This window comes from Hymenobacter sp. GOD-10R, assembly GCF_035609205.1.
Lineage (GTDB): Bacteria > Bacteroidota > Bacteroidia > Cytophagales > Hymenobacteraceae > Hymenobacter.
The window spans coordinates 4,460,136-4,484,976 of record NZ_CP141184.1; the positions used below are offsets into that span (position 1 = coordinate 4,460,136).

Sequence of the window (24,841 nt, forward strand, 5' to 3'; positions counted from 1 at the left end):
AAGAATAGCCAAGCAGCGTACCAAAATGGTAAGTAATTGAAAATCAATAAGTCACAAGTAATTAATCAGATATACTCCCTAAAAATATTGTCCGTAAATGGACAAGGTGTTCATTCTTGAAGACCGCTGTGTTCCGTTTTCGGGCGGCACTGGCAGAAAGCCAAAAAGCTAGCTTCTGCCCTCGGGGGAGGGCGGAAGCTAGCTTTCCGTTGTGAAATCCAAACAATAAAAAAACCAGCTGCCCGGTCCCGAGCAGCTGGTTTTGGCAGTCCTGCCTTTTAGCAGAACGAGTAATTCTGTTTACTAGCGAGTAGTACCGCCAGTGGTCGTACCGGTGGTAGTAGTGCCAGCGGTTGTACCCGTAGTGGTGCTACCTGCGGTCGTGCCGGTCGTCGTTGAGCCAGCAGTCGTACCCGTGGTCGTCGTACCGGCAGTGGTGCCAGCCGTCGTGCCCGTAGTGGTAGTTCCGTCTGTTGTGCCAGTGGTGGTAGTACCAGTAGTGGTAGTGCCAGCCGTAGTACCCGTAGTCGAAGCATCTGTAGTGCTACCGCTCGAAGTGGTACCGGTTGCATCCGACGTAGTCGAGCCGCTGGTTGTGCTGTCAGTTGGCGTCTCGGTGCTTGTGGTCGTGCAAGAAGTGAGAGCCGTGCCAGCGCTAAGGGCAAGTGCCATGGTCCAAACTGTCCAGGATGCAGCTTTTGTACGTTTCATAAGGTTTTGGTGTAAGTGGTGAAAGAACAAGGAGTCAGGTATTCGCACTAGTGAGGCTCTAGTACGCCAAACGTAATGAATTAGTTCTAATACTACGCTATATAGCTCTTTAGTTACTAACGTTTTACACTTTTTCCCTCTACTTTATCAAGCACACCTACTAGGGACAAGAGCGCTATTTTGGGCTTGAAATTCGACAACAAAGCTCCTCCATAATGCCTTTGCCAAAGTGTAGTGAGAACACCTGACAAGGCAGCCGAACTGCCTGAATGCCAACAAAACACCCTATTTCTGGCGGCCTTGGATTGTTTGCGCGCCTAGCCTCATCGCTAGCTTTTCCCACTTAATTTATATTCACAATGGGAAGCATCTAATTTGGCACCAAACTGCACAGAAAAATTTTCTGTCACGGTATGCTACTTTCATCTGCCTTGCACGGGCCCTTTTGCATAGTATTTCGACTATACAACACCTCGTGCCGCGACCTAGGCGCTAGGCCACTGGCCCTGCCAAAACGTGCGGTCCGGGAGCCTTGATAGCGACTAGCAATAGGATTAAGCTCGCCTACTTTACTGGAATGGGTGCTTTCTGAACGTCACTTTGCTCATCACGTCTTTCTCGTAAGAAGCCAAGCAGTGGCCGTTGAAGGTTGAGGCAAAGTGCGGCGGCGTGGCCTGCAACGTAGTAGGAGCCGGCTGGGCTTTGGCGAAGAAGTAAACTTTGGTGGTGCCGTATTTGGTGTACGGCATCAGGTTGCCGTACTGCTCCATTTCCTGCCAGCGCGTGGTGTCGCCCACCGTCACGCTGTAGATGCGCACGATGGGGCCCGTGTTGTTCTCGTTGCGAAACATGCCTACTTCTTGAAAATCGCCGGGCAGGTCTTGCGGGCTAGGTTGCGACACGGCATCCACGATAAACCAAACGAGCAAGGTGGCCAGCGCCAACCCAAGGAGGTACTTCTTATTCATAATAGGGCAAATACGGCAACGAATACTATAACAAGGAAGGAGAGAACAGTTCTTTTGCCGAAGCAGATTGATGGTTCCGCGGACGAAGTATTCTAAGAGCAGCGCGAGCTACATAGAATAGAAAGCACCTAGCTTTTTACGAAACCGGAATCCTAAACTGACGCCTTACCCTACTTGCCAAATGAGCTTTTGCTCTCTACGCACAGGCTCGCCCAAGTGTAGTGTTCGGCAAGATTAGGAAAGCGCACTTGGCGCAGCCGGAATTATTCGCTAGACGCTGTAACGTATCGGCCTGGCGCCCGGTACTCCTGCCACTTCACACTGCCACTCGGCTTGTAGGCTTTTCCCTCCTCACTCCTATCTATTCTATGCGCTACTTTGTTGCTCGGCTAGCTCTCGTCGTTCTGCTGCTGCTCTCCTTTCTACCATCTCCGGCCCAAAGCTCGTCAGCTATAAGCCAGGCGGTAGACGCCTTTGTTGCTGATAAGCTAAAGACGCTTGGTATTCCCGGCCTAGCGGTAGCCGTTGTTCAGAAAGGTGAAATACGTAAAGTTGCCACCTACGGCCTCGCCAATGTGGAATGGAAAGCGCCCGTCACGGACCATACCAACTTCCAGATTGCCTCGTGCACCAAGCTGCTCACCTCGACGCTGGTGTTGAAGACAGTCTACGCGGGTAAGCTGCGCCTCAACGATCCAATCAGCAACTACCTAGACTCGATTCCGCCCCAGTGGCAACCCATCCGAGTAAAGCATCTGCTGACGCACGCTAGCGGAATACGCGACTTCCACGGCAACCTGTACCTCTCCACGGCGGCTGTGGTGCGAGCCCTGCGCGACTCCACTCTCGCTTACCCGCCCGGCAGCAAGCAGCAATACGCCCAGGCTGATTTTATGCTGCTCGGCTACATCCTGGAAAAGATCTACGGCAAGCCTTTCCCGGAATTGCTGCAAGAGGAAGTGACACGCCCTTTGCAAATGCTAGATGGCGCCTTCGACATGGAACAACGGGTTGGCCCCTTCCTCCGCACCAACTTGGTTTCGCAAAAAGCCACTACCTACTACGATTGGCAAGGACAGCTACGCGCTTATAAGTACCTCTACCCTGCTTATACATACACCGCGGGCGGCTACTTTGCCTCCTTGCACGATATGGTGCAGTGGGCCATTGGCCTCGACAAGGAAGTGTTGTTCCCGGAAGCTTTTGCGGCGCCGCTGTTGTACGGCTGCGATAGTCTGCCCCAAGGCCACGCTGAATTCACCAGAGCCGGTTGGGCCTTGGGTACAGAAAAGGACATCGTCAGCGCCGGGCATAGCGGCGGCCCAGGCCTAGGCGACGTGTGGCGCTTTCCGCAGGAAGGCTATACCGTGATTGTGCTCTCGAATGACGGCGAGCTGCTACCAGGCTTGGCCCGTGCTATTGCGGCGTTCTACATAAAAGGGTTGAGCCCCGGCGCGCCAATCAAGAAGTATGAACGCTAGATGCTTGTCAGCTGTAACTAGCTTATCATAAGCGACTCTTTTGCAAGTACCTAGCCAGGGCGCCGTTCTTACTGGCTCGCTGCCGCACCATGTGCCTTGACCCGATAGTAGTCCCTTACGCTACATCGCAGCAATGCTTGAACGACGACACAACCACTGCGCAGCAGCCTGTTGAAGCTCCTGATTAGTGGAATCGTGGTCCGAAGCCCAGGCGACAATCCCGTCCGGACGGACTAGCACGGCGCGTAAACCCACTTGTTCTTTCGCTCGGCCCGCAACGTACTTGAGTTGGCTCCCGAACTCACTCGCTAGTATTTCGAGGGAAGCATCCCTGTCAAAATCGAGCAGAATGGCGCGGCCATCGTGCATGAGTTTGCCCAGCATTGTTCCGTCCTCAAACTCAAAGTTGGGCACGCTACGGCCAACCAGCGGGTGCTCGCTACCTAGGTTGTAGCGCGTAGTAATGCCCAACACCCGCCCGGCAAAGTAAGTGGCTCCATCGCGCGTACTCATCAGGTCGCGCACAATGGCATGCAGTGCACGCGCAGCTGGATCTGGTCTCATGATAGCTACCTGCGCGCGGGACCAATCCAGAACCTGCGCCCCAATCGGGTAGCGTTCAGCATAGTAGCTGTCCAACAAGCCGTCGGGTGCTTGCTCCTGGATGGTGGCAGCGAGTTTCCAGCCTAGGTTCAGGGCATCACCTAGGCCTAGGTTAAGCCCTTGGCCTCCCAGCGGCGAATGAATATGCGCGGCATCGCCGGCTAACAGCACGCGGCCGTTGCGGTAAGTGGTGGCTTGCTGGGCCCGGTCCGTCCACGTAGTGACGATATGTAGGGCGCTGATGGTAACATCGGTATTCGAAATACGGCGTAGCAGCTCCTGCACGTGCTCACGCGTGATGGGCTTTCCAGCCTTGTGAAATGCCCCGCCATCGAAATCCTGCAGAATTAGGTAGCCCGGCTGCGATTGCATGTACATACCCGTGGAGGTCACGTTGCGGCCTGGCCGGAGCTTTTCCGGATCCACAATGTCAACCTGGGTCGAGTAGCCGGTAAACTCGGGCTCCGTGCCAGCGAATTCAAACCCACCCATCTTGCGCACTACACTCCGGCTGCCGTCGCACCCCACCAACCATTTTCCTTGGAACAAGTGTTCACCTGCCTGCACCGTCACCCCGTCCGCGGTTTGCTGGAAGCTGGTGATGGCAAAGCCGCGCTTGATTGCCACTCCCAAGGCTTCGGCACGGCGAGCTAGCACTATTTCCAGCTCTCCTAGCTCAGAAAACAGTTGAGCATCTGTCGAACTGGACAAACGATACGTCCACTGAGATGAGTCGATAGAGCCACTGTTGAACTGAATGCCCGCGAAGTGCCCACCTACCTGGGGCTTTGAGCCTTGTCCGACCGGTGAGGTGAAATGCGAGGCTTTTAAGCGTTTGGGGGCCTCTAACTCTTGCAGAAGCCCCCGGCGGTCAAGTGCTTCAACCGACAAGGCATTAAGCCCCCGTAACCCAAATGGAAACTGCTTTAACGGCGAGTGCAACTGCTCTGCCTTTTCTAGGAGCAAAACGGAGCAATGAGCCAATGCTAGCTCGCAGGCGAGAAATAGCCCTACCGGCCCTGCACCAGAAATAATAACATCGTAAATAGGTTGATTTTGTGCGGATTCCATCGTTTTGAAGTGTTGCTTTTCTTAAAGACTGATTGCAACACAAAATTCTGGAAGGCGCCGGCGTTAGGATTGTACAAACGCGACAAAATCGTGGCTTGCCGTCTGTTGTCGGTGCTTGGCAGTGCGGGCGAAGGCGGCGGGCGTTGTACCGCTGTAGCGCTTAAACTCCCGGCTGAGGTGGGCTTGGTCGGTGTAGCCTAGCTCCAGCGCCAAGCCAGCTAGGTTAGCCGTTGGCTCCAGCCATAAGTGGTTGCGAGCCTGCTCGAAGCGCATCAGCCCCGACACGTCTTTCACGGTGTGACCGGCCGCTTGCTTAAATTTTCGCTCCAAAGTCCGAACCGTGGCATGCGCCGCCGCTGCTACTTGGCTTACGGGCAGGGTGCCGTTGGCTTCGCTCATCGCCACGCCGGCCTTGGCCAGCAACTGATCAGCGGCGACGCCCATTGGTGCGCTCAAAAAGTACTGTTGTACCTGCGCCAGCGCTTCCGCTACCTTCCCCGCCCGAATCAATTCGGCCAACGGAGCTTGCAACTGAGCAATAGGATGCTCAAAGACGCGTACGCCATCTTTCCCGGCGGGTAAGCCGAGCAACTCGAACACGGTCCAGGGAAAACACTTGACACCAATAACTTCCAACCGATTTTGGGCATGTAGCAACACTGGCTGACCTAGCAACCCCATCAGAAATGGCGAGGGCAAGGGCTGCAAGCCATCAGGGGTGGAAATACTACAGGGGCTGCCGAAATGAAAGACAATTTCCGCGAAGCCATCCGGGATTACTTCAAAACCCGCTGGTAGCTCGCTGAAGTCTATGCTGGTGTACCAGAAGCCCTTAACGGTATCTTGTATCGCTTCCGCTGAGCCTACTTTGAGGTGCTGCATACGGAAAGATAACAGTATTTTGAGTGTACTGGGTACTCGTGTGAAGGCCTAAGCTAGCAGCCTAGCTAGGATACTATTCTTCTCGGTGTGCAGCAAGACCATCAGCCGCTTGTACTCAATTGTAATACTTGATCTTATAGTAGCTTCACTACGGATTAGCTAAGCTTTAATGACTTGTTAGTCTGTTACCTATATCCTGAACTTAGCTCTGCTCCTAGGCGGCGTATGCCTTGGCATGCCTGTGAACTATGCAGTGAAGCAAGCGCATACTTATTTAGAGACAAACTATAACTATTCCGCACATCCAAGCTAGGCTATACAGCAATCTTCCTTGTAGAAATAGTACAACTTATTAACCTCCGTTTTGCCCCTAGCTAGGCGTTGTATGAAGTTGCTAAATCCTCTCTCACTCACGGAGTGTTCATTGCGCCCGGCTTATTTAGCAAAGCTCAACTGCTCAGATAGCTTGCCAAGGCCTATTTGAGGGGTTAACGTCAGTAGCACACACCGCAAAAAAGGTATCGCACTTTGGCTCTATTGTCCGGCTTTTTAGGTGCATTTAGCTTGTTCCTTCATATCGTCTTCATGTCGATGTAAGTGTTTTGTACTACTAAGCACACCAGACAAGCCATGCAGCATCTGCATTTTTCCTTGATTTCGCCTCCACAGCAATGGATTTCTACCAACAAGTTTACCTGTGCCCAACAGTTTACCACGGCATGAGCAAACCTGGCAGTAGAGCCTGTACGGCCACAAAATAGCCCCTGCTACCCAGTTGATGAGTTACGGCAGTGTAATAACAACAGCAGTTCGCTCATCAATAGGCTAATCATCAGAAGGCTAGTTGAAACGGCCTAGGCCACCGTCCCTGCGCTAGACACCACTTTTTGCAAGCTTCTCCCAATAACGTCCCCGAGAATATCAATCACCGGTTTATGGTACTTAAGGTTTTTATGAAAAGAACGCTCATGCTCATGGGCTTGTGCAGCATGGTTTGTTTTACAAGCTGCACAGAAAAGACAGAAGCAAAGGAAGAAAAAGTAAAGTTTCTGGTTACGAGCCCTTTGCAGAAGGACACGACGCTGACCAAAGAGTACGTGGCCCAAATCCATTCCATCCAGCACATCGAGTTGCGGGCGCTGGAGAAAGGCTATCTGCAAAAGATCTTCGTCGATGAAGGGCAGACTGTCAAGAAAGGACAGCTCATGTTTCAGATCATGCCGATGATTTACCAGGCAGAGCTGAAGAAGTCTCAGGCTGAAGCCAATTACGTGAACCTGGAATACCAGAACACGAAGCGACTAGCCGACAACAACGTTGTGTCGAAGAACGAGCTAGCCTTGGCCGAGGCCAAATACGACAAGGCCAAAGCGGAAGTATCCTTGGCTCAAACGCATTTGCAATTCACGACCATCAAAGCTCCTTTTGATGGCATCATGGACCACTTCCAGGGCCGGCTAGGTAGCTTGGTCGACGAGGGTGACTTGCTGACCACGTTGTCGGACAACAGCAAAATGTGGGTGTACTTCAACGTGCCTGAGGCGGAGTACCTAGCTTATAAGCAGCACAGCAAAGACGGTGATGATGCCATGAAGGTCAACCTGATGATGGCCAACAACGAGGTTTTTCAACATCCTGGCGTGGTACAAACCATTGAGGCTGACTTCAATAATGAAACCGGCAACATTGCCTTTCGGGCTACTTTCCCCAACCCCAAAGGCCTGTTGCGCAACGGCGAAACGGGCAGCGTGCTGATGACCGTGCCGATGAAAAACGCCCTGATCGTGCCGCAGAAAGCCACCTTCGAGGTGCTGGAGAAGAAGTTTGTGTACGTGGTCGACAAGAACAACGTGGTGCACCAGCGCGAAGTGGCCGTCTCGGCCGAGATGCCAGACTTATACATCGTCAAAGGCCTAGGTGCCGGCGATAAAATTATGCTAGAAGGGATTCGGAAAGTGAAAGATGGAGATAAGATCGAATTCGCTTACCAAGATCCGAAGACGGTAATCTCCCACTTGAAAGTGTACTCCGAGTAGAGCTCGGTACGCCAAAACAGAGCAGATATGTTTAGTAGATTCCTTCGTCGGCCAGTGTTTGCCATCGTTATATCGGTGGTAATCATGTTCCTGGGTATCCTGGCCATCAATACCCTGCCCAACTCCCAGTTCCCGGAGATTTCGCCGCCCATGGTTATGGTGAGCACGGCGTATCCAGGCGCCAGCGCCAAGGTGCTGACCGAATCTGTGCTCATCCCGCTAGAGCAGGCCATCAACGGTGTGCCCGGCATGAAGTACATGACCTCCGACGCGGTGTCGGCCGGTGAGGCCAACATTCAGATCGTGTTCAACCTAGGCACGAACCCGGAACAGGCGGTGGTAAACGTCAACACACGTATCGCCCAGATCCTGAACCGCTTGCCGGTGCTAGTACAGCGCGAGGGCGTGGTGGTAAACCGCGTGGTGCCGAACATGCTGATGTATGTGAACCTTTATAGTAAGGACAAGAATACCGACATGCGGTACTTGTTCAACTACGCCGGGGTAAACATGCTGCCCGAAATCCAGCGTATCGACGGTATTGGCCGCGCTAGCATCCTAGGTAGCCGCCAGTACGCCATGCGTGTGTGGCTGAAGCCTGACCGCATGCGTGCTTACAACCTGTCGGTAGATGATGTGATGGAAGCCCTGAACGACCAGAGCGTTATCGGCTCGCCGGGCCGTATTGGTCGTTCCGATGGTAAAGAGGCTTCGGCGCTCGAATACGTACTGACCTACCAAGGTCGCTTCAGCGATGTGGAGCAGTACAAAAACGTGATTATCAAGGCTAACGCTAACGGCGAAACACTGCGCCTCAAGGACGTAGCCAACGTGGAGCTAGGTTCGGAGTTCTACGACATCTACTCCAACCTCGATGGCTACCCTTCGGCGGCTATCATGCTGAAGCAAACCTACGGCTCAAACGCTAGTGATGTAATCAAGAGCGTGAAAGCCAAGCTAGACGAGTTGAAGAAGACCATGCCCCCTGGCATGGACTACAAGATCAGCTACGACGTATCGAGCTTCCTCGACGCCTCCACGGAGAACGTAATTCACACCCTGCGCGACGCCTTCATCCTGGTAGCCATTGTGGTGTTCCTGTTCCTCGGCGACTGGCGCTCGACGCTCATTCCGATCATCGCCGTACCAGTGTCGCTGGTGGGTGCCTTCATTGCCATGCAGGCCTTCGGGATGACCATTAACATGATTACGCTGTTCGCCCTGGTACTCGCCATCGGTATTGTGGTCGACGATGCCATTGTAGTGGTGGAAGCGGTGCACGCCAAGATGGAAGAAAAACACCTGTCGCCGTACGGCGCAGTGCGCGAGGTAGTAGGCGAAATCAGCGGCGCCATCATCGCCATCACCATCCTGATGACGGCCGTATTCGTACCGGTAGCCTTCATGAGCGGTCCGGTGGGTATCTTCTACCGCCAGTTCTCGATTACGATGGCCTCGTCGATCGTTATTTCGGGTATCGTGGCCTTGACGTTGACGCCGGTGCTGTGCGCCATGATTCTGAAGAATACGCACGGCCAGCCTCGGAAGAAGACCCCTATCAACCGCTTCATCGATTGGTTCAACCGCGGCTTCGAGCGCCTAACGGGTCGCTACACCAACTTCCTGGAGAAAGTAGTTGACCGTCGCATCCTGACCTTCGCTATTCTGGTAGCCTTCGGCCTAGGTATCTTCGGTATTTCCTCGACGCTGCCTTCCGGCTTCATCCCTGCCGAAGACCAGGGCATGCTCTACGCCATCATCCAGACGCCTCCTGGTTCGACGCTGGAACGCACCAATGCTCTTTCGCAACAGCTTTCTAAGCTATCAGAGAAAGTACCCGGTATCGAAAGCATTTCGTCGCTGGCAGGTTATGAGGTACTTACGGAAGGTCGCGGCTCCAACGCCGGTACCCTGCTGATCAGCCTCAAGCCGTGGTCGGAGCGGAAAGAGTCCGTGCACGATATCATCATGAGCCTGGAAGAAAAGGCCAAGGAAATTCCCGGCGCGACCATCGAATTCTTTGAGCCACCAGCAGTACCGGGCTATGGCGCCGCAGGTGGTTTCCAGCTGCAATTGCTTGACAAAACCGCTACCGGCGACTACAAAGCGCTGGAAAAAGTGAACGAGGACTTTATGGCGGAACTGAAGAAGCGCAAAGAACTAGCGGGTCTGTTCACCTTCTTCTCGGCTAACTATCCGCAATATGAGCTGCAGATTGACAACCAGCTAGCCATGCAGAAAGGTGTGAGCATCGGCAACGCCATGAACACGCTGAGCATCATGATCGGCTCAACCTACGAGCTAGGTTTCATCAAGTTCCAGCGCTTCTTCAAGGTGTTCGTGCAGGCTTCGCCGGAGTACCGCCGCTTGCCCAAGGACGTGCTCGACATGTGGGTGAAGAACGACAAAGGCGAAATGGTGCCGTTCTCGGCCTTCATGAAGATTGTGAAGAGCCAGGGCGCCAACGAAATCAACCGCTACAACATGTACCCCACGGCCTCTATCCGCGGCGACGCGGCCCAGGGCTTCAGCTCGGGTGAGGCCATCAAGGCAGTACAAGAAGTTGCGGCCAAGACCCTGCCCCGCGGCTACGACATCGACTGGGGTGGCTTGTCGAAAGACGAAGTGGGTCGCGGCAACGAAGCCGTGTACATCTTCCTCGTGGTGCTAGCCTTCGTGTACTTAGTGCTAGCAGCTCAGTACGAAAGCTTCCTGCTGCCACTGGCCGTTATCTTCTCGCTGCCAGCGGGTGTGTTTGGCTCATTCTTGCTCATCAAAACGATGGGCCTAGCCAACAACATCTACGCCCAGGTCGGCTTGGTGATGCTGGTGGGTCTGTTGGGTAAGAACGCGGTACTGATCGTGGAATTCGCGGTGCAGAAGCACGAAGAAGGCATGACCATCCGCGAGGCAGCTATCGAAGGTGCTAAGGTGCGTTTCCGCCCGATCTTGATGACGTCGTTCGCCTTTATCGCCGGCCTGATTCCGCTGGTAATTGCCCACGGCGCCGGCGCTATCGGTAACCGCACCATCGGTACGTCGGCCCTCGGCGGCATGTTGTTCGGTACTGTTTTCGGAGTAATCATCGTGCCGGGTCTGTACTACATCTTTGGTACCCTGGCCTCGGGCCGCAAGTTGATCGGGGACGAAAACGTACATCCCTTGTCCGAGTTTGAGCCCCATGTTTTAGTTGAAGAAGTTGAGACGCATGCTTAAGAGACGCATTTATCAATACCTAGGCGCAGCCTGCCTGTCGCTATCCGTTGGGGCTTGTAAAATGCCGGAGCTGGTCGTAAAAAACGAGAACCGGACTGTTCCGGCCAGCTACAACAACGCACCCGCTCAAGATACAGCTAGCACGGGACGGGTTCAGTGGAAGCAGTTCTTCACTGACCCGAACCTAGCCGCTCTGATCGATACCGCCCTACGTAACAACCAGGAGCTAAACATTGCGCAGCAAGAAATCCAGATTGCGCGCAATGAGGTGCAGATCCGCAAGGGCGAGTACCTGCCCTTCGTGGGCCTAGGTGCCAAGGCCGATGCCGCTCGCCCAGGGCGGTACACGCTCCAGGGCGCGACGGAAGAGGAAATCAACATCAAGCCCGAGCACCGCAACCCGGAGCCGCTCCAGAACTACCAGATTGGTGCTTTTGCCAGCTGGGAAGTAGACATCTGGCACAAGCTGCGCAACGCTCGCAAGTCAGCTGCCCTGCGCTACCTAGCTACAGTCGAAGGCCGAAACTTCACGGTAACGAACCTGATTGCCGAGATTGCCAACTCGTACTACGAACTCCTGGCGCTTGATAACCAATTGGCTATTGTTCGGCAGAACATCGAGATTCAAAGCAATGCGCTGCAACTAGTGCGGCTCCAGAAGGAGTCGGCCCGGGTGACGGAGCTGGCGGTTCAACGCTTTGAAGCGCAGGTTCACAACACGCGTAGCCTGCAGTACAATATTCAGCAGCGCATCACCGAAACCGAGAACCGCATCAACTTTTTGACGGGTCGGTATCCGCGGCCAATCGTCCGGAACGATGCGTCCTTCAACGACCTGGTGCCCAGCACCATCCAATCGGGTGTTCCCTCGCAGCTGATGCTCAACCGGCCAGATATTCGGCAGGCGGAGCAGAACCTAGCAGCGGCGAAGCTGGATGTGCAGATTGCACGCGCTAACTTCTACCCAGCGTTGCGCATTACTGGTTCGGCAGGCTTTGAGGCATTCAAACCCGGCTTGTTGTTCACGACGCCCGAATCTATGCTGTACTCGTTGGCTGGTGATTTAGTAGCTCCGTTGGTCAACCGGAACGGGATAAAAGCAGTGTATGGCAACGCCAACGCCCTGCAAACCCAAGCGGCTTACAACTACGAACGAACCGTGTTGAACGCGTATGTAGAGGTATCCAACCAGGTAGCCAACATCAACAACTTAGCAAATAGCTATAACGAAAAGGCCCAGGAAGTGCAGAACCTAAACCAGTCTGTCGCCATTTCCAACAACCTTTTCCGCTCAGCCCGGGCCGACTACACGGAAGTGCTGTTTACCCAGCGCGACGCCTTGGAATCGAAGTTTGACTTGATCGAAACCAAGATGCAGCAGCTGAACGCCATGGTCAATGTATACCGCGCCCTCGGTGGCGGCTGGCAGTAAAGTAGAGGCCAAACGCTAGGCAAATAGCTAGCTCAGGCACAAGAGAATAGGTCGACTCCTTCAGCATACTCGCGCAGGCGAGTGGCAACCAAAAGCAGCAAGCAGCTGCCGGAAGCCGCTGAGTGAGTTGACCTATTCTTTTTGTGCCTGGGCTAATTCGTTGTTAGAAAAGCTAGGACAGGCTCCTTACTGCGCCGCTGCTAGCAATGGCTGTTGGCGCTCAAAGTCGTACAGCGTGAGCGTGCGGAGCTGGTAGTACGCCACCCAGCAGGCACGCAAGGCAGCAATGTAAGCGCGCTTGGCGCGGTCCTTCTCGCTCTGAGCAATATTGAGGTCGGTGAGGGAAATGCGGCCCACTTGGTAGGTAGCGCGGGCAATATCGTAGCGGCGCTGCGACAGCGAGTCGGCGCGGGCGGTGAGGGCTAGCTGCTGATCCAAGGGGCCTAGCTGGGCGGCCTGGTTCAGCACCGTTTGCTCAAAGGTCACCTGCTCCTGCTCCACATTGCGCTGCACCTGCTGCCGGCTGATTTCGGCAGTTTTCACCACGGCGCGGGTCTTGCCCCAGTCCACGATGGGCATGGCGAAACCTAGGCGGAGCTGCTGCTGGTCGTTGGGGTTGATGTAGCTGGTGCGAAACTGGTTGCCGCTGCTGGTTAGGCCGAAGGAGGCGGTGAGGCTAGCCTGGAAGCCACTCGTGCCTTTGGCCTGCGCCACGTTGCGGTCTGCTTCAAGCAGGCGACGCTGGTACATGAGCGCTTCGCGGCGGTATTGCCTCGCCTGCGCCAGCGCCGTTTCGGGCACAACGGCTAGCTTCGGGGTGGCGTCGGGCACGTCCAGCGCCGTGCTTGGCTCGATGGTTAGGCCAGTGTAGCCTTTGAAATCGACGGCCGCGTTTTGGGCGTCGATGTTGGCCTGCACTTCGGCTTGCTGGGCGTTGAGCTGGTTTAACTCCAAGAGTAGCAAATCATTCTCCGACAAGCGGCCCAGGCGGTGCCGCTCCCGACCCATGCGCAGCATTTCCTCGCTGGCGTGCAGGTTTTGGCGAGCCACCGCCGCATTTACCTGTTGCAGCAGCACGTCGAAGTAATACTCCGTCACACGGCGCGCAATGGTTTCGCGCTCCTCTAAGTACTGGCGCTGCGACTCCTGGTAGCGGAGCGGCTCGATACGTTTGTTCCAGCTCAGCGAGTTGAAGCCGGCAATGGGCTGAGAGATGCCAATGGCGACAGGATTGCTGTTGTAAAGGCGCTGATTACCCTCAAAATTGTCGAAGCGCTGCAAGTTGGAGCCAATGAAGACTTTGCCACCAGTCAGCCCAATACCCTGCGTGACGGTAGACGACAGGTAGGAGTTATTGATGCGGATATAGCGAAAGTCGGTCGTACCATCGGGCTGGGTGACGGGCGTAATGGTGCGACTGTAGTTGGGAAGGGTGCCTTCTAGCGCTAGTTGGGGCTTGTAATCAGCCCGGAAGGAGCGGTACTGCCAGTAGCTGGTCTCGCGGTTGGTCACGGCCTGCTTCGCCACCGATGATTGCATGAGCGCGAGTTCAATCACCTGCGGCAACGTCATGGTGCTAGGTTGCAGCGGCGCGGCTGGCTGCGCAACCGCTACGGACGCCACCAGCAGTACCAGGAGTCCCACACCGAGCAACATCATCAGCCACAGGCCTAGCACATCCAGCACAAAGGACGAACGCTTGATCATAGCGAAGGGTACGTGTACAGATTTCATAGCTTGGTAAAGGCAGGTTAGGAAAGGGATTGTCATTTCGACCAGCGGGAGAAATCCCGCGAGCTAATGTTGCGCTGCTAGTTCTTGACGATTGTGCGTTACCATTGCACGCGAGATTCCTCGCTGGGCTCGGAATGACGTTCTAGTTGCTTGGCGCTCTACTTGATAATCAGTTCGGAAGCTTGCTCGTAGTTCTTCGTGTCGCTGATCAGCAGCTGGTCGCCAGCCTGCAAGCCACTGACCACCTGCACGTAGTCGAAGTTAGAGTCGCCGAAGCGTGCAGTACGGCGCGTAGCTAGGCCGTCGCGCACTACGAATACCGTTTGCTCGTGGCCACCTTGGTAGAAGGGTCCGTTTTTCACCCGCAGCGTGTTGCGGTGGGCGCGCGTCACTACGTACACATCGGCCCGCAGATTAGCCCGCAGCGCTGGGTGGTTGTTCTGCTCCAGTTGGGCGTAGAAGGTCATCACGCCCTTATCGGCGGCGGGGCTGATGGAACTGATGGAGCCGCGTAAGTCGCTGCCGTTGAGGCGCACCAGCACGGCGTCGCCCACGTGTAGTGAGTCGGCGTATGTGTCAGCAATGGTGCCGCGCACCCGAAAGGAGCTGAGGTCGGCAATGCGCGCTACCACTTGGCCCTGGTTCACGGTGGAGCCAATATCCTCGTTCACCCACGTAAGCACCCCGGCCTGGCCCGCGCTGATGTTGGCGTCGCGCAGCTTTTGAGCTAGCTCCGCAATGTTGCGGTCCTGAATCTGGCGGGTGTACACTAGGCCTAGCTCGTCAGCCTGGTTGGAGCGGCGCTGGTTCTGAATCTGCCGGCGCACGCGCTGTAGCTCTAAGTCGGCAATCTTGAGGTTCAGCTCAGCTTGGCGCACGTCCTCGGGCGTACCCGACCCGATGCTGAGCAGGTTTTGCTCGTCGCGCAACGTGGATTGCAGGCTGCGTACTTTCTCCTGCTGTACCTTTTCCTGCGACTGTAAGTCGTTGAGGCTGCGCTCTAAGGACAACGCTAGCACGTTGCTCTTGTTGCGGTTTTGCAGTTGCTCGTCTTGCAGCTTGGCTAGCTCGCTGCTGGTCAGATCCTTGTCGAGCGCCAGAATAGCTTGCCCCGGCTTCACCTTCGCCCCAGCCGTGAGTAGTACTTGGCGAATGGTCGACTGAATAGGGCTGGTCACGACGGCTTCGTGGGCCGGAATGATAAGTCCGCTCGCAGTGAGCGACGCCTCTACGTCGCCGTTCTCAACGGCAGCTACCAAGATGTCGGTCTGCTTGACGCTCGGCTTCATGACGCCGCGAAACGCCCACAACCCAACAGCTACCACAACAAGCGTTGCTAGGGCAAGCAGCCAGCGCCGCTGCCGGCGCTTAGCTTGAATGAGGGGGGAGATGGCTCTGTCCATTTCTAAGCAGTAGGAAGGTGATTTCCTCTCTACTTAGCCAAGGCAGGTGCCACTTTTACAAATTACTAAATATCAATAGCTTATATCCAAATACCTGCTCTATTAGCTTGCAAATACTGTCCACTTCTGGACAAGGTGTACGGAAATGTTGGTAGGGTTTGGCTCATAATGCAACGCTCCTGTTTCGCACGTAGCTGAACGATAAGCTAGGCTACACAGTACAAACGAGAGTTGTTCAACGCTACGCGGAGCCAAGAGCGTCGCACGATGGGCAACCACATCTATCTGAGGCTTTCCTTCCTCGCTATGCACCTTCGATCTTCCTGCTTCTTCTTGCTGCTTCCCTTTTTCAACCTAGCCCCTGCGCCCAATCCGCTCATCGCGCCCGGCCGCAGCATTGGCAACATCACGCTAGGTGCCAGCCCCGAAACCCTGACGCAGCTTGGCCCCGCCGCCACCAGCGACGCTGCCATGCAAAAAGCCTGGGCCACCTGGTACGGCAAGTCGGCTTCCCCTGGCTCCCCTCCCACCCAACTCGACGTGTACACCGCTGCCACCGGCTCCGACATGCGCAAGACGATCCAAATGGTCCGGGCTACTTCGCCGTGGTTTCACACGGCAGGCGGCCTGCACACAGGCTCCACACTAGCTAGCCTCCGTCAAGCGTGCGGTCCTTTCAAGCTGGTCACCTCCTACGCTCCCACTCCCAAAGCTAGCCTGCACTACATCTACGACAACGCCAAAACCGGCATTGCCTTCGAGCTAGACGGCCAAACCAGCAATAGTCACTGCACGGCCATTATCGTGCACTTGCCGGGTAAGAGTGAGCCGAGTACGTATTTGGCAATGACGCAGTACCTAAAGCTTGTCAAGCAGCGAGCTTCTAAATAACTCCAGACCTGGCCAGATACTAAAGCAAGAAGCTAGTTCCCCTCCTTTTTTAAGGAGGGGCTAGGGGTGGTCTGGCTAGGTCTAGAAAGCTGGCATCTACTCATCGTTCAACGATTAGAACCACCCCTAGCCCCTCCTTAAAAAAGGAGGGGAACTAGCTTCTAGTTGTAGCTCTAATCTGTACTACAACGATGCGGCAGCAATCTTTCAACGGCTAGACACCAGCTATTACGCCTCTACTTGCGGCGGAGCGTAGGAGCGTTGCGCCAGGCGGCTAGCTCGGAGGCGTAGATTTCGGCTTTGTCTGCGTCCTTGCCGATGCCGATGAGCACGGCAAAATTCTGCTGGCGCGAGGTCGTCGGCAAAAACTCGTAGGCTCCGTAGGCAGTTTGGCTTTGGGTGTCTACGGGCACTTCGGCGGCGGTATAGAAGCTAGGGTTCAAGTCGGCCGTGCCGGTCGTGCGGGCCAGCGACTTGCCGGCTTGTTTTACCTCGGCGGTGTAGCGAATGGTGGAGTAGTTCTGGCGGATCACCGTCAGCTGATACGCGCGCCCTTGTGCGGTGCCGGTGTAAGTTACGGGTTGTTGCTCGGGCAAATCGGCCGGGAAGGCAATAGAATCCGTCTCACTTAGAATCAACCACTTACCCCGCACGGCATACGATTCGCGCTGGATGCTTTCTTTCAGGCCACGAATAAAACTTGGCGAGAAATGGGCGGTGTCGAGGGCCGCCAATCGGTAGGCCGGCTTCCGCGCCGCGGGTGCGACGACTGGCGCGGCCGCATCCTGATTAATCTTCTCGGCGCTCGGTTGCGCTTTCTCCTGTTCGAGGCTTTTGTTGCTGGTACAGGAGGTAGCTAGCAGGCTAAGGATCAAGCCAACTGACAGAATGCGTTGAAAAGACATGGGATAAGGACTAGTATGAGACGCACAAAGAAAGACAGATAATCTTGGTTGCACACTCACAACACATAGTAGTCGCTCCAAATGCTAATTTCAGACGCAGCTCTTGCGAAAATGTATAGGAAGTAGAGCAACCTAGCTATGCTATACTAACAGCTAGATTATAATAAATTAGTAAAGCATCTTCCTAGATTATGCAAAGCGTCTCTCGCCCTCAGTTAATCCAAACAACAAACCGAATAGCCTTATACTGATAGCATTTACAAATATTGGTCTACTGTCAACTATTCCACTGCGTTTAATTAGAACAAGAATAAGCAAACAACATTTTTAACAACATCTACTTGTTAAGTTTATTAACCACATAACTACTGAATTTTATATCGCTCGTGATTTAATACTATATAAACAGGTAGTTTACTCCGTTTAACCGTACAATTACTACACATCCTATATTATTTCTGCTACGCTTACTGCACTTAGTTTTCTTTTAAGCATGTAACTTATGACCAAATACTTGTCATCAGCAGGCATTGTATCTCACGGATGAAGCTAACCTTTATCTTGCAGCTTAATATTTCTAACACATTCAAGTTAACCGACATGCTAAAGACCTATTTCATCATTGTTCTTTCAACCGCTTCTTTCTTTTGCAAAGGACAAAGTAATCCCAATACGGAATTTACTATAAGGAATTTAGAACAGTTAGCAGTCAAAGGTATTCTAGAGGCCGACACTAATATTCTCAAACAAGTATGGGCGCCGGAGTTTATGGTAACCACGCCCCGAAATACTATTGCAGAAAACAGAGAAGCTGTTTTCAAGAATCAGAAAGCAGGGTTGATTGATTACAGCTCTTTTGAAAGAATAATTGAAAAAATACAGATCAACGAAAACGTGGCTATAACTATGGGCTATGAAACCTTTGTTGCCAAACACGATATTCCCGAAGCCAAAGCCGGGGAGCGTGTCAAAAGAAGGTTTACGAATGTGTGGATGAATAAAAATGGCCAATGGCTGCAAATAGCTAGGCAGGCGTCTCTTATCTGCTTGTGACTCCACGAGGCGATAGAACAACTGCTTGTCGTGCACCTCAGTCGCCAGCAGCTTTTCCATAAAATGGAACAGTTAACTAAATCATATTCGTAGCAGGCACGAGTATGACCTAGCCTCAGAAAGCGCCAATGAAAGCCGCTATAACTACAGTTACAGCGGCTCTTTTAATAGGCACCTTATTCAACTTCACGTTGTGTGCTCGCCGAAAACTCAACCGTACAAGAACCATCACCCGTATACCAACCATAAAATCAGGTATCTACTTCTAGCCACACCATTGTGGGCTAGCTTCTCCGCCGAACAACTACCGTTCTGAGTAGTTACCTCACTGCTACTCCCTGGCTGCTCCCTACCCACAATCACTCCCTTACTGTTCCTCGCCATGACCGACTATTTCCCACCTAATCAGCAAGGTCCTGCCCCCGACGATGGCTCCCGACGCAGCTTCATGAAGCAAGCCGGCGGCATTCTGGGCCTGGCGTTGGCGCCGCCTTTCGTCAGCAAAGCCGAGCGCCTCACGGCCCTTTCCCGCAAAGTGGAAGGCATGTCGGAAATGCGGCTGAAGGTCAACGGCACGGTACGCACCATCCGCGCGGAGCCCCGCGTAACCTTGCTCGACGCCTTGCGCGAACAACTCGACCTAACCGGCACCAAGAAAGGCTGCGACCTAGGTCAGTGCGGCGCCTGCACGGTGCTAATCGATGGTCGTCGGGTCAACTCCTGCCTAACCCTGGCCGTGATGAGCCAAGGCAAGGAAATCACGACCATCGAAGGCTTGGCGAAAGGCGACGAGCTGCACCCGCTGCAAGCTGCCTTCATCAAACACGACGGCTTCCAGTGCGGCTACTGCACCTCCGGCCAGATTCTGTCGGGCGTGGCTTGCATCAACGAAGGTCACGCCAGCTCCGACGATCAGTGCCGGGAATGGATGAGCGGTAACCTGTGCCGCTGTGGCGCCTACCCCAACATTGTAGCCGCTGTACGCGAAGTGGCCAGTAATAAGGGCTGAGAACCAGGAACGAAGAGCTTAACGTGCTTTTTTCAATAGCGCGCTAAGCCTTTGCTTCTACGGTCTGAGTTCTCACTTCTAAGCTCTCCTCAAAATGAACAACTTCGCCTACCAACAGGTCGATAAGTCCAAGGACGCCACGGCCATCCTGCGCGACGACAAGCAAGCGGCTTTCATTGCCGGCGGCACCACGCTGCTGGATCTGATGAAGTCCAACATCGAGCAGCACTCCCAGCTCGTGGATATTAACATGCTGCCCTTCAAAGGCATCGAGCAGACCGCTGATGGCCTACGCATCGGCGCCCTAGAGCGCATGAGCGACGTGGGCGAACACCGCCTAGTTTTGGAACAATACCCGGCTATTTCGGAGTCGCTGCTGTTGGCAGCCTCGCCGCAGCTGCGCAACATGGCCAGCATCGGCGGCAACTTGTTGCAGCGCACTCGCTGTGGCTACTTCCGCGACCCGGCGTTTCCGTGTAATAAGCGCGTGCCCGGTTCCGGCTGCCCCGCCCAAACGGGCGACAACCACAACCTAGCTATTATGGGCGTAAGCGACAGCTGCATTGCTAATAGCAACCCCGGCGACCTAGCCGTGGCACTGGTGGCGTTGGATGCAGTCCTGACTTTGGAGAACACCAAGGGCAAACAGCGCCGCCTGCCACTCACCAGCTTTTACCTATTGCCCGGCAAAACGCCGCACAAAGAAAACGTGCTGGAACCCGGCGAACTGATTGTGGCCGTGACCATTCCTGCTGCCGCGCACGCCCGCCGCTCGACTTACCTAAAAGTGCGTGAGCGCACCAGCTATGCCTATGCCCTCGCTTCGGCGGCCGTCGGATTGGACGTACAGGGCGGCCAAATCCGCTCGGCGCGTGTGGCCCTAGGAAGCGTAGGCGCCCAACCTTGGCGCTCACCCGAAGCCGAAAAAGTACTGACCGGCGCGCCAGCCACGGAAGCAACCTTCCGGGCCGCCGCCGCCGCTGCCTTGCGGAGCGCGCAGCCGCGCGAGCACAATCGCTACAAAGTGGAGCTAGCCCAGAACACCTTGGTACGGGCCCTGCAGAACGTAGCAACCAAAGCATAAGTCGGAAGCGACTCTCCTACCGAAACAACCTTCATGGATATCGAACCTACTTTCTTTGAGTCGCCGGGCGCCGGTGGCAGCGTTGGCCAGCCCCTCGACCGGGTGGATGGACGCGACAAGGTAACCGGCAAAGCGCGCTACGCGGCCGAGTTTCCATTAGCCGGCTTAGTGTACGGCGTGCTGCGCGCCAGCGAAATTGCCAAGGGTAAAATCACGCGCATCGACACCGCAGCCGCGGCCAAGGAACCCGGCGTCATTGCTATTTTCACCCACGAAAACCTGCCCAAGCTCGTCAAAACGCCAAATACGCCGGAAGGCAAGAAGGCTATCGGCGCGCCCATGGGCTTTATGCCACTGACGGGCAATGAGATTCACTACGCCAACCAGCCGGTGGCCGTGGTGCTGGCCGATACGTTTGAGCGCGCCACGCACGCGGCGTCGTTGGTGAAAGTGAGCTACGAGCAAGCTCAACCCATTGCTTCCTTCCTCGACCCCAAGGCCGAAATCTTTGACCCGCAAAAGGTGCAGGACGGCAAAACCGACGGTCACACCCGGCGCGGCACGCCGAAGGAAGCCCTAGCTTCGTCGCCCATTCAGCTGAAGGCGACCTACACGCACGCCATCAATAATCACAACCCCATGGAGCCGGGCTCGACAACGGCCCACTGGGAAGCCGCTGACCGCCTGACGGTGTACGAATCGACACAAGGCGTGACGCGCACCCAGCAAGCGCTGTCGGAGATGCTCGGGATGCCCCGCGACCAGGTGCGCGTGATTACTAAGTACATCGGCGGCGGTTTCGGCTGCAAAGGCTCGTGCTGGCCGCATACGCCGCTTACGGTGTTGGCTGCCAAAGCTATTGGTCGGCCGGTGAAGCTGGTGCTTACGCGTCCGCAGATGTTTACGAGCATGGGCCACCGCGAAGATCAGACCCAAACGCTGACCCTAGGTGCCACGCGCGACGGAAAGCTCACGGCCCTCATTCACGAGAAGACCTCGACTACGTCGCCCTGGGATAACTACGCCGAGCCCAATAGCCGCATCATCGACTTGATGTATGAGTGCCCCAACTTCGAAGCGACCTACCAGCTCGCTCGGGCTAACGTAATGACTTCCACGTTTATGCGGGCGCCAGGCGAGGCACCGGGCTCCTTCGCTATTGAGTGCTCCATGGACGACCTGGCTGCCCAGCTCGGCATGGACCCAATTCAGCTGCGGCTGCTCAACTACGCCGAGAAAGACCCGAGCACGGGTAAGCCGTGGTCGAGTAAGAGCCTGAAGCAGTGCTACACGCGCGGCGCTGAGCTGTTTGGCTGGAACAAGCGCAATCCGAAGAACGGGGCTACCCGCGACGGCAAATATCTGATTGGTATGGGCATGGCTTCCGCTAGCTACCCCGTGCACAACTCGCAAGGCACTGCCCGCGTGCGCCTCTATGCCGACGGCCACGCCGTAGTACAGAGCGGCGCCACCGACCTAGGTACCGGCACCTACACCGTGATGACGCAAGTAGCTGCCGATTCGCTGGGCCTAACCGTCGATAAGGTACGCTTCGAGCTCGGTGATACGCGGTTGCCCACGGCGCCCAACTCGGGCGGCTCGGTGGCGGCGGGCACGGTATCGTCGTCCATCTACATGGCCGCGCAGGACGTGTGGCAGAAGCTCACCAAACTCGCGGTGCAGGACAAACGCTCGCCTCTCTACCGTGCGAAACCCGAAGAAGTGACCAACGAAAAAGGTCGTTTGGTGCTTAAGAAAGACAAGAGCAAGGGTGAAGACTTTGCTGCGCTCATGAAGCGCTTAGAACTCACCGATATCGAAGGCAGCGGCAACGGCAAGTATGGCGCTGGCTACGAATCGGGCATGGCTGCTAGCGCCGCCGACTCCGGCCACAAGGATGACGCCGGCCAGCACTCGATGCACTCGTTTGGTGCCCACTTCTGTGAGGTGCGCGTCGATCTGGAGCTAGGTACCGTGCGGGTGTCGCGCTGGGTGAGCGTGCACGCGGCCGGCCGTATTCTGAACGCCAAAACGGCCCGGAGCCAGATCATCGGCGGCAGCATCTTCGGCATCGGCTCGGCGCTGATGGAGCAAACCGTCCGCGACGACCACTTCGCCCGCTACACCAACGCTACCCTCGCCGATTACCACATCCCCGTCAATGCCGACATCCCGGAAATGACGGTGGAGTTCATCGAAGAGCACGACCCCTACATCAACGCCATGGGCGTGAAAGGTATCGGCGAAATTTCGATGGTTGGCGTAGCAGCGGCTGTGGCCAATGCGGTGTTTCACGCCACCGGCAAACGCATCCGCAGCCTACCTATCACGCCTGATAAGGTACTGAGCGCAGGCGTAGCCTCATAACGTAGCGCGGACTACAAAGTCCGCGCTACTTCCGAACCTCCCAACCTAGCTTCTGGTTTTCCGGTAAAAGCTAGGCATCTACAGTACAAACCAAATGACAGAACTTCAGCACCTGCTTGCGGCTTATGATGCGCACCGCGCAGCTGGCCGCGCTTGCGCGCTGGCCACGGTGGTGCACGTTGAGGGCTCGGCCTACCGCAGTCCGGGCGCCCGCATGCTCGTCACCGAAGACGGTCAGCTCACGGGCGCCATCAGCGGTGGCTGTCTGGAAGGCGATGCCCGCCGCCGGGCGTACCAGGCCATCCAGCGTCGCCGCCCTACCGTGGTTATTTACGATACCACCGACGAAGACGATTTGCGCCACGGCATGGGCCAGGGCTGCCAGGGTATCATTCATATTTTGCTCGAACCGCTGGACTTCGCTGATGCTGCCAACCCGCTGGAGCTGCTGCGCACCTGTGCCGACCAACACCAGCCTAGCGTGCTGGCTACCGTCTTCAGCCTACCCACCACCGACCAGGCCAAGCTAGGTGCCCGCCTGCTCTTCACCGCCCAAGGTGACGCGCCAGGGGCGTTGCCCGTAGCGCCGGAGCTAGCGGCTGCCATCCAAGCCGATGCGCAAGAAGCGTTGCGCACGGGAGAGAGCAAGACGTTAGATTACCAGGATAACCTAGGTTCTATTCGGGTGTTTTTGGAAGTCTTGAAGCCAGCGCTACGCCTGACCATTTATGGCGCCGGCAACGACGTGCAACCGCTTGTGCGCTTGGGAGCTAGCCTAGGTTGGCGAGTGCGAGTGGTAGATGGCCGCCCGGCCCAAGCTGCTGCCGCCCGCTTTCCCGAAGCGGAGCAAGTGCAGGTCGTACCATTGGCTGAAGTAGCCAACGAGCCCACCCCTCCCGACTACGTGCTGCTCATGACCCACAACTACTTCTATGACCTAGCGGCGTTGCGGCGCTTGCTTCCGGCTGCTACTTCCTACATCGGCTTGCTTGGCCCCCGTAAGAAGGCCGACAAGCTGCTGGAAGAGCTACGCGCTGAAGGCTTTATGTTTGACGACACGCTGAGCGGACGTTTGTATAGCCCAGTAGGACTGAACCTAGGGGCTGAAACCGCAGAGGAAATAGCGCTGTCGATTGTGGCTGAAATTCAGGCGGTGCAGGCAAAGCGCCCCGCTGGGTTCCTGCGCGACACGTCGGGTTCCATTCACAATCGGCCGGCGCTGGGTGCCTCCACTCCTACTTTTGGTACCATCGTCGGTGATGCCGCTTGCGCTATCAGCAATGGCTGAGCCCGCGCAATCTATTGGCCTGATCTTGCTGGCCGCGGGCTCTTCCTCGCGGCTAGGCCAACCTAAGCAGCTCCTACCCTACCTAGGCCAGACACTGCTACGCCATGCTGCCGAAACGGCGGTTGCGGCTGGCTGTCACCCGATTGTTGTGGTAACGGGCGCTCTGCATGAGGAGCTAGCAGCTGAAGTTGCTAGCCTACCCGTGGAGGTTGTGCGCAATACCGCGTGGGCAACCGGCATGGGTTCCTCCATTCAAATAGGACTTACGTTTTTGGAGAACCTAGGCCAGCCGTTGCAAGCCATCCTCGTGACGCTCAGTGACCAGCCGCTCGTAACACCTGAGTTGTTAACTGAGCTAATTAGTCGCTACCAAGCCACGCAAGCGCCCATCGTCGCGACGGAGTACAGCGGGACGCAGGGTGTGCCGGCGCTGTTTTCTTCGGCTATGTTTCCCGCTTTGCGCGAGTTGACCGGTGCTACTGGTGCTCGCCAGCTTATTGCCGCGCAAGGCACAGCTGTAGAAATCGTTAGCTTCCCCGATGGGGCTGTCGACGTGGATACGCGCGAGCAGTACGAAGCGCTATTGCGCCGCGGCGGGGATGAGGACGGGTTTTAGCCACGGAAGTTTTAGTTGGCAGCAGGGGTAATGTTGGGCTAATCTTGCGTGGGTAAAAACTCGCTATCTTGCCTAGCCTCACTGCTGACTT

At 55.6% G+C, this 24,841-nt stretch carries 18 protein-coding genes; 11 read left to right on the plus strand and 7 right to left on the minus strand.

Translation table 11 applies throughout. The features are described from left to right. Window positions 1-303: 303 nt before the first annotated feature. Window positions 304-672, minus strand: a complete 369-nt coding sequence (locus tag SD425_RS17725; RefSeq protein ID WP_324671281.1) for a hypothetical protein — start codon at window positions 670-672, stop codon at window positions 304-306. Window positions 673-1,280: 608 nt separating this feature from the next. Beyond that, complete coding sequence (locus SD425_RS17730; RefSeq protein WP_324671282.1) at window positions 1,281-1,679, minus strand: hypothetical protein; 399 nt, start codon at window positions 1,677-1,679, stop codon at window positions 1,281-1,283. Between the two features lie 368 nt (window positions 1,680-2,047). Here SD425_RS17730 and SD425_RS17735 point away from each other — a divergent pair, with 368 nt between their 5' ends. After that, window positions 2,048-3,160 carry a serine hydrolase domain-containing protein gene (locus tag SD425_RS17735; protein WP_324671283.1) on the plus strand — a complete coding sequence of 371 codons (1,113 nt, stop codon included), beginning with the start codon at window positions 2,048-2,050 and terminating at the stop codon, window positions 3,158-3,160. 120 nt (window positions 3,161-3,280) lie between these two features. Here SD425_RS17735 and SD425_RS17740 read toward each other — a convergent pair whose 3' ends face one another. Both SD425_RS17740 and SD425_RS17745 read right to left on the minus strand, forming a co-directional pair. Next, window positions 3,281-4,834, minus strand: a complete 1,554-nt coding sequence (locus tag SD425_RS17740) for an FAD-dependent monooxygenase (RefSeq protein WP_324671285.1) — start codon at window positions 4,832-4,834, stop codon at window positions 3,281-3,283. Between the two features lie 63 nt (window positions 4,835-4,897). Continuing rightward, window positions 4,898-5,716 (minus strand): helix-turn-helix domain-containing protein, encoded by an 819-nt coding sequence (locus tag SD425_RS17745; protein ID WP_324671287.1) that lies wholly within the window; start codon window positions 5,714-5,716, stop codon window positions 4,898-4,900. 953 nt (window positions 5,717-6,669) lie between these two features. Here SD425_RS17745 and SD425_RS17750 point away from each other — a divergent pair. From SD425_RS17750 to SD425_RS17760, 3 genes are read left to right on the plus strand one after another with little or no spacing between them, the layout of a single operon-like run. After that, on the plus strand, window positions 6,670-7,752 hold the full coding sequence (locus tag SD425_RS17750) for an efflux RND transporter periplasmic adaptor subunit (RefSeq protein WP_324671289.1): 1,083 nt from the start codon (window positions 6,670-6,672) through the stop codon (window positions 7,750-7,752). Between the two features lie 27 nt (window positions 7,753-7,779). After that, window positions 7,780-10,968, plus strand: coding sequence for an efflux RND transporter permease subunit (locus tag SD425_RS17755; RefSeq protein ID WP_324671291.1), 3,189 nt, complete (start codon window positions 7,780-7,782; stop codon window positions 10,966-10,968). After that, window positions 10,961-12,400 carry a TolC family protein gene (locus SD425_RS17760; RefSeq protein WP_324671292.1) on the plus strand — a complete coding sequence of 480 codons (1,440 nt, stop codon included), beginning with the start codon at window positions 10,961-10,963 and terminating at the stop codon, window positions 12,398-12,400. Before SD425_RS17755 ends, SD425_RS17760 begins: the two co-directional genes overlap by 8 nt. A gap of 186 nt (window positions 12,401-12,586) precedes the next feature. Here SD425_RS17760 and SD425_RS17765 read toward each other — a convergent pair whose 3' ends face one another. Together SD425_RS17765 and SD425_RS17770 are read right to left on the minus strand one after the other, a co-directional pair. Next, window positions 12,587-14,134 carry a TolC family protein gene (locus SD425_RS17765; protein WP_324671293.1) on the minus strand — a complete coding sequence of 516 codons (1,548 nt, stop codon included), beginning with the start codon at window positions 14,132-14,134 and terminating at the stop codon, window positions 12,587-12,589. 158 nt (window positions 14,135-14,292) lie between these two features. Beyond that, the gene (locus tag SD425_RS17770) at window positions 14,293-15,537 is read right to left on the minus strand and encodes an efflux RND transporter periplasmic adaptor subunit (RefSeq protein ID WP_324671294.1); all 1,245 of its coding nucleotides are present in this window, start codon (window positions 15,535-15,537) and stop codon (window positions 14,293-14,295) included. 306 nt (window positions 15,538-15,843) lie between these two features. Between SD425_RS17770 and SD425_RS17775 the strand changes: the two genes are divergently transcribed. Further along, on the plus strand, window positions 15,844-16,428 hold the full coding sequence (locus tag SD425_RS17775) for a hypothetical protein (protein ID WP_324671295.1): 585 nt from the start codon (window positions 15,844-15,846) through the stop codon (window positions 16,426-16,428). A gap of 236 nt (window positions 16,429-16,664) precedes the next feature. Here SD425_RS17775 and SD425_RS17780 read toward each other — a convergent pair whose 3' ends face one another. Further along, window positions 16,665-17,333: a hypothetical protein gene (locus SD425_RS17780; protein ID WP_324671296.1), complete on the minus strand. Its 669-nt coding sequence runs from the start codon at window positions 17,331-17,333 to the stop codon at window positions 16,665-16,667. A 543-nt stretch (window positions 17,334-17,876) separates the two neighbouring features. Here SD425_RS17780 and SD425_RS17785 point away from each other — a divergent pair. From SD425_RS17785 to SD425_RS17810, 6 genes are all read left to right on the plus strand, one after another. Beyond that, complete coding sequence (locus tag SD425_RS17785) at window positions 17,877-18,386, plus strand: nuclear transport factor 2 family protein (RefSeq protein WP_324671297.1); 510 nt, start codon at window positions 17,877-17,879, stop codon at window positions 18,384-18,386. 382 nt (window positions 18,387-18,768) lie between these two features. Next, a complete protein-coding gene (locus SD425_RS17790; protein WP_324671298.1) occupies window positions 18,769-19,395 on the plus strand; it encodes a (2Fe-2S)-binding protein in 627 nt (208 codons plus the stop codon). Between the two features lie 94 nt (window positions 19,396-19,489). Next, window positions 19,490-20,479 carry a xanthine dehydrogenase family protein subunit M gene (locus tag SD425_RS17795; RefSeq protein ID WP_324671300.1) on the plus strand — a complete coding sequence of 330 codons (990 nt, stop codon included), beginning with the start codon at window positions 19,490-19,492 and terminating at the stop codon, window positions 20,477-20,479. Window positions 20,480-20,512: 33 nt separating this feature from the next. After that, the gene (locus SD425_RS17800; protein ID WP_324671301.1) at window positions 20,513-22,846 is read left to right on the plus strand and encodes a xanthine dehydrogenase family protein molybdopterin-binding subunit; all 2,334 of its coding nucleotides are present in this window, start codon (window positions 20,513-20,515) and stop codon (window positions 22,844-22,846) included. 94 nt (window positions 22,847-22,940) lie between these two features. Next, window positions 22,941-24,134: an XdhC/CoxI family protein gene (locus SD425_RS17805; RefSeq protein WP_324671302.1), complete on the plus strand. Its 1,194-nt coding sequence runs from the start codon at window positions 22,941-22,943 to the stop codon at window positions 24,132-24,134. Then, a complete protein-coding gene (locus SD425_RS17810; protein ID WP_324671303.1) occupies window positions 24,127-24,750 on the plus strand; it encodes a nucleotidyltransferase family protein in 624 nt (207 codons plus the stop codon). The genes SD425_RS17805 and SD425_RS17810 overlap by 8 nt, the downstream gene beginning before the upstream one ends. Window positions 24,751-24,841 lie beyond the last annotated feature (91 nt).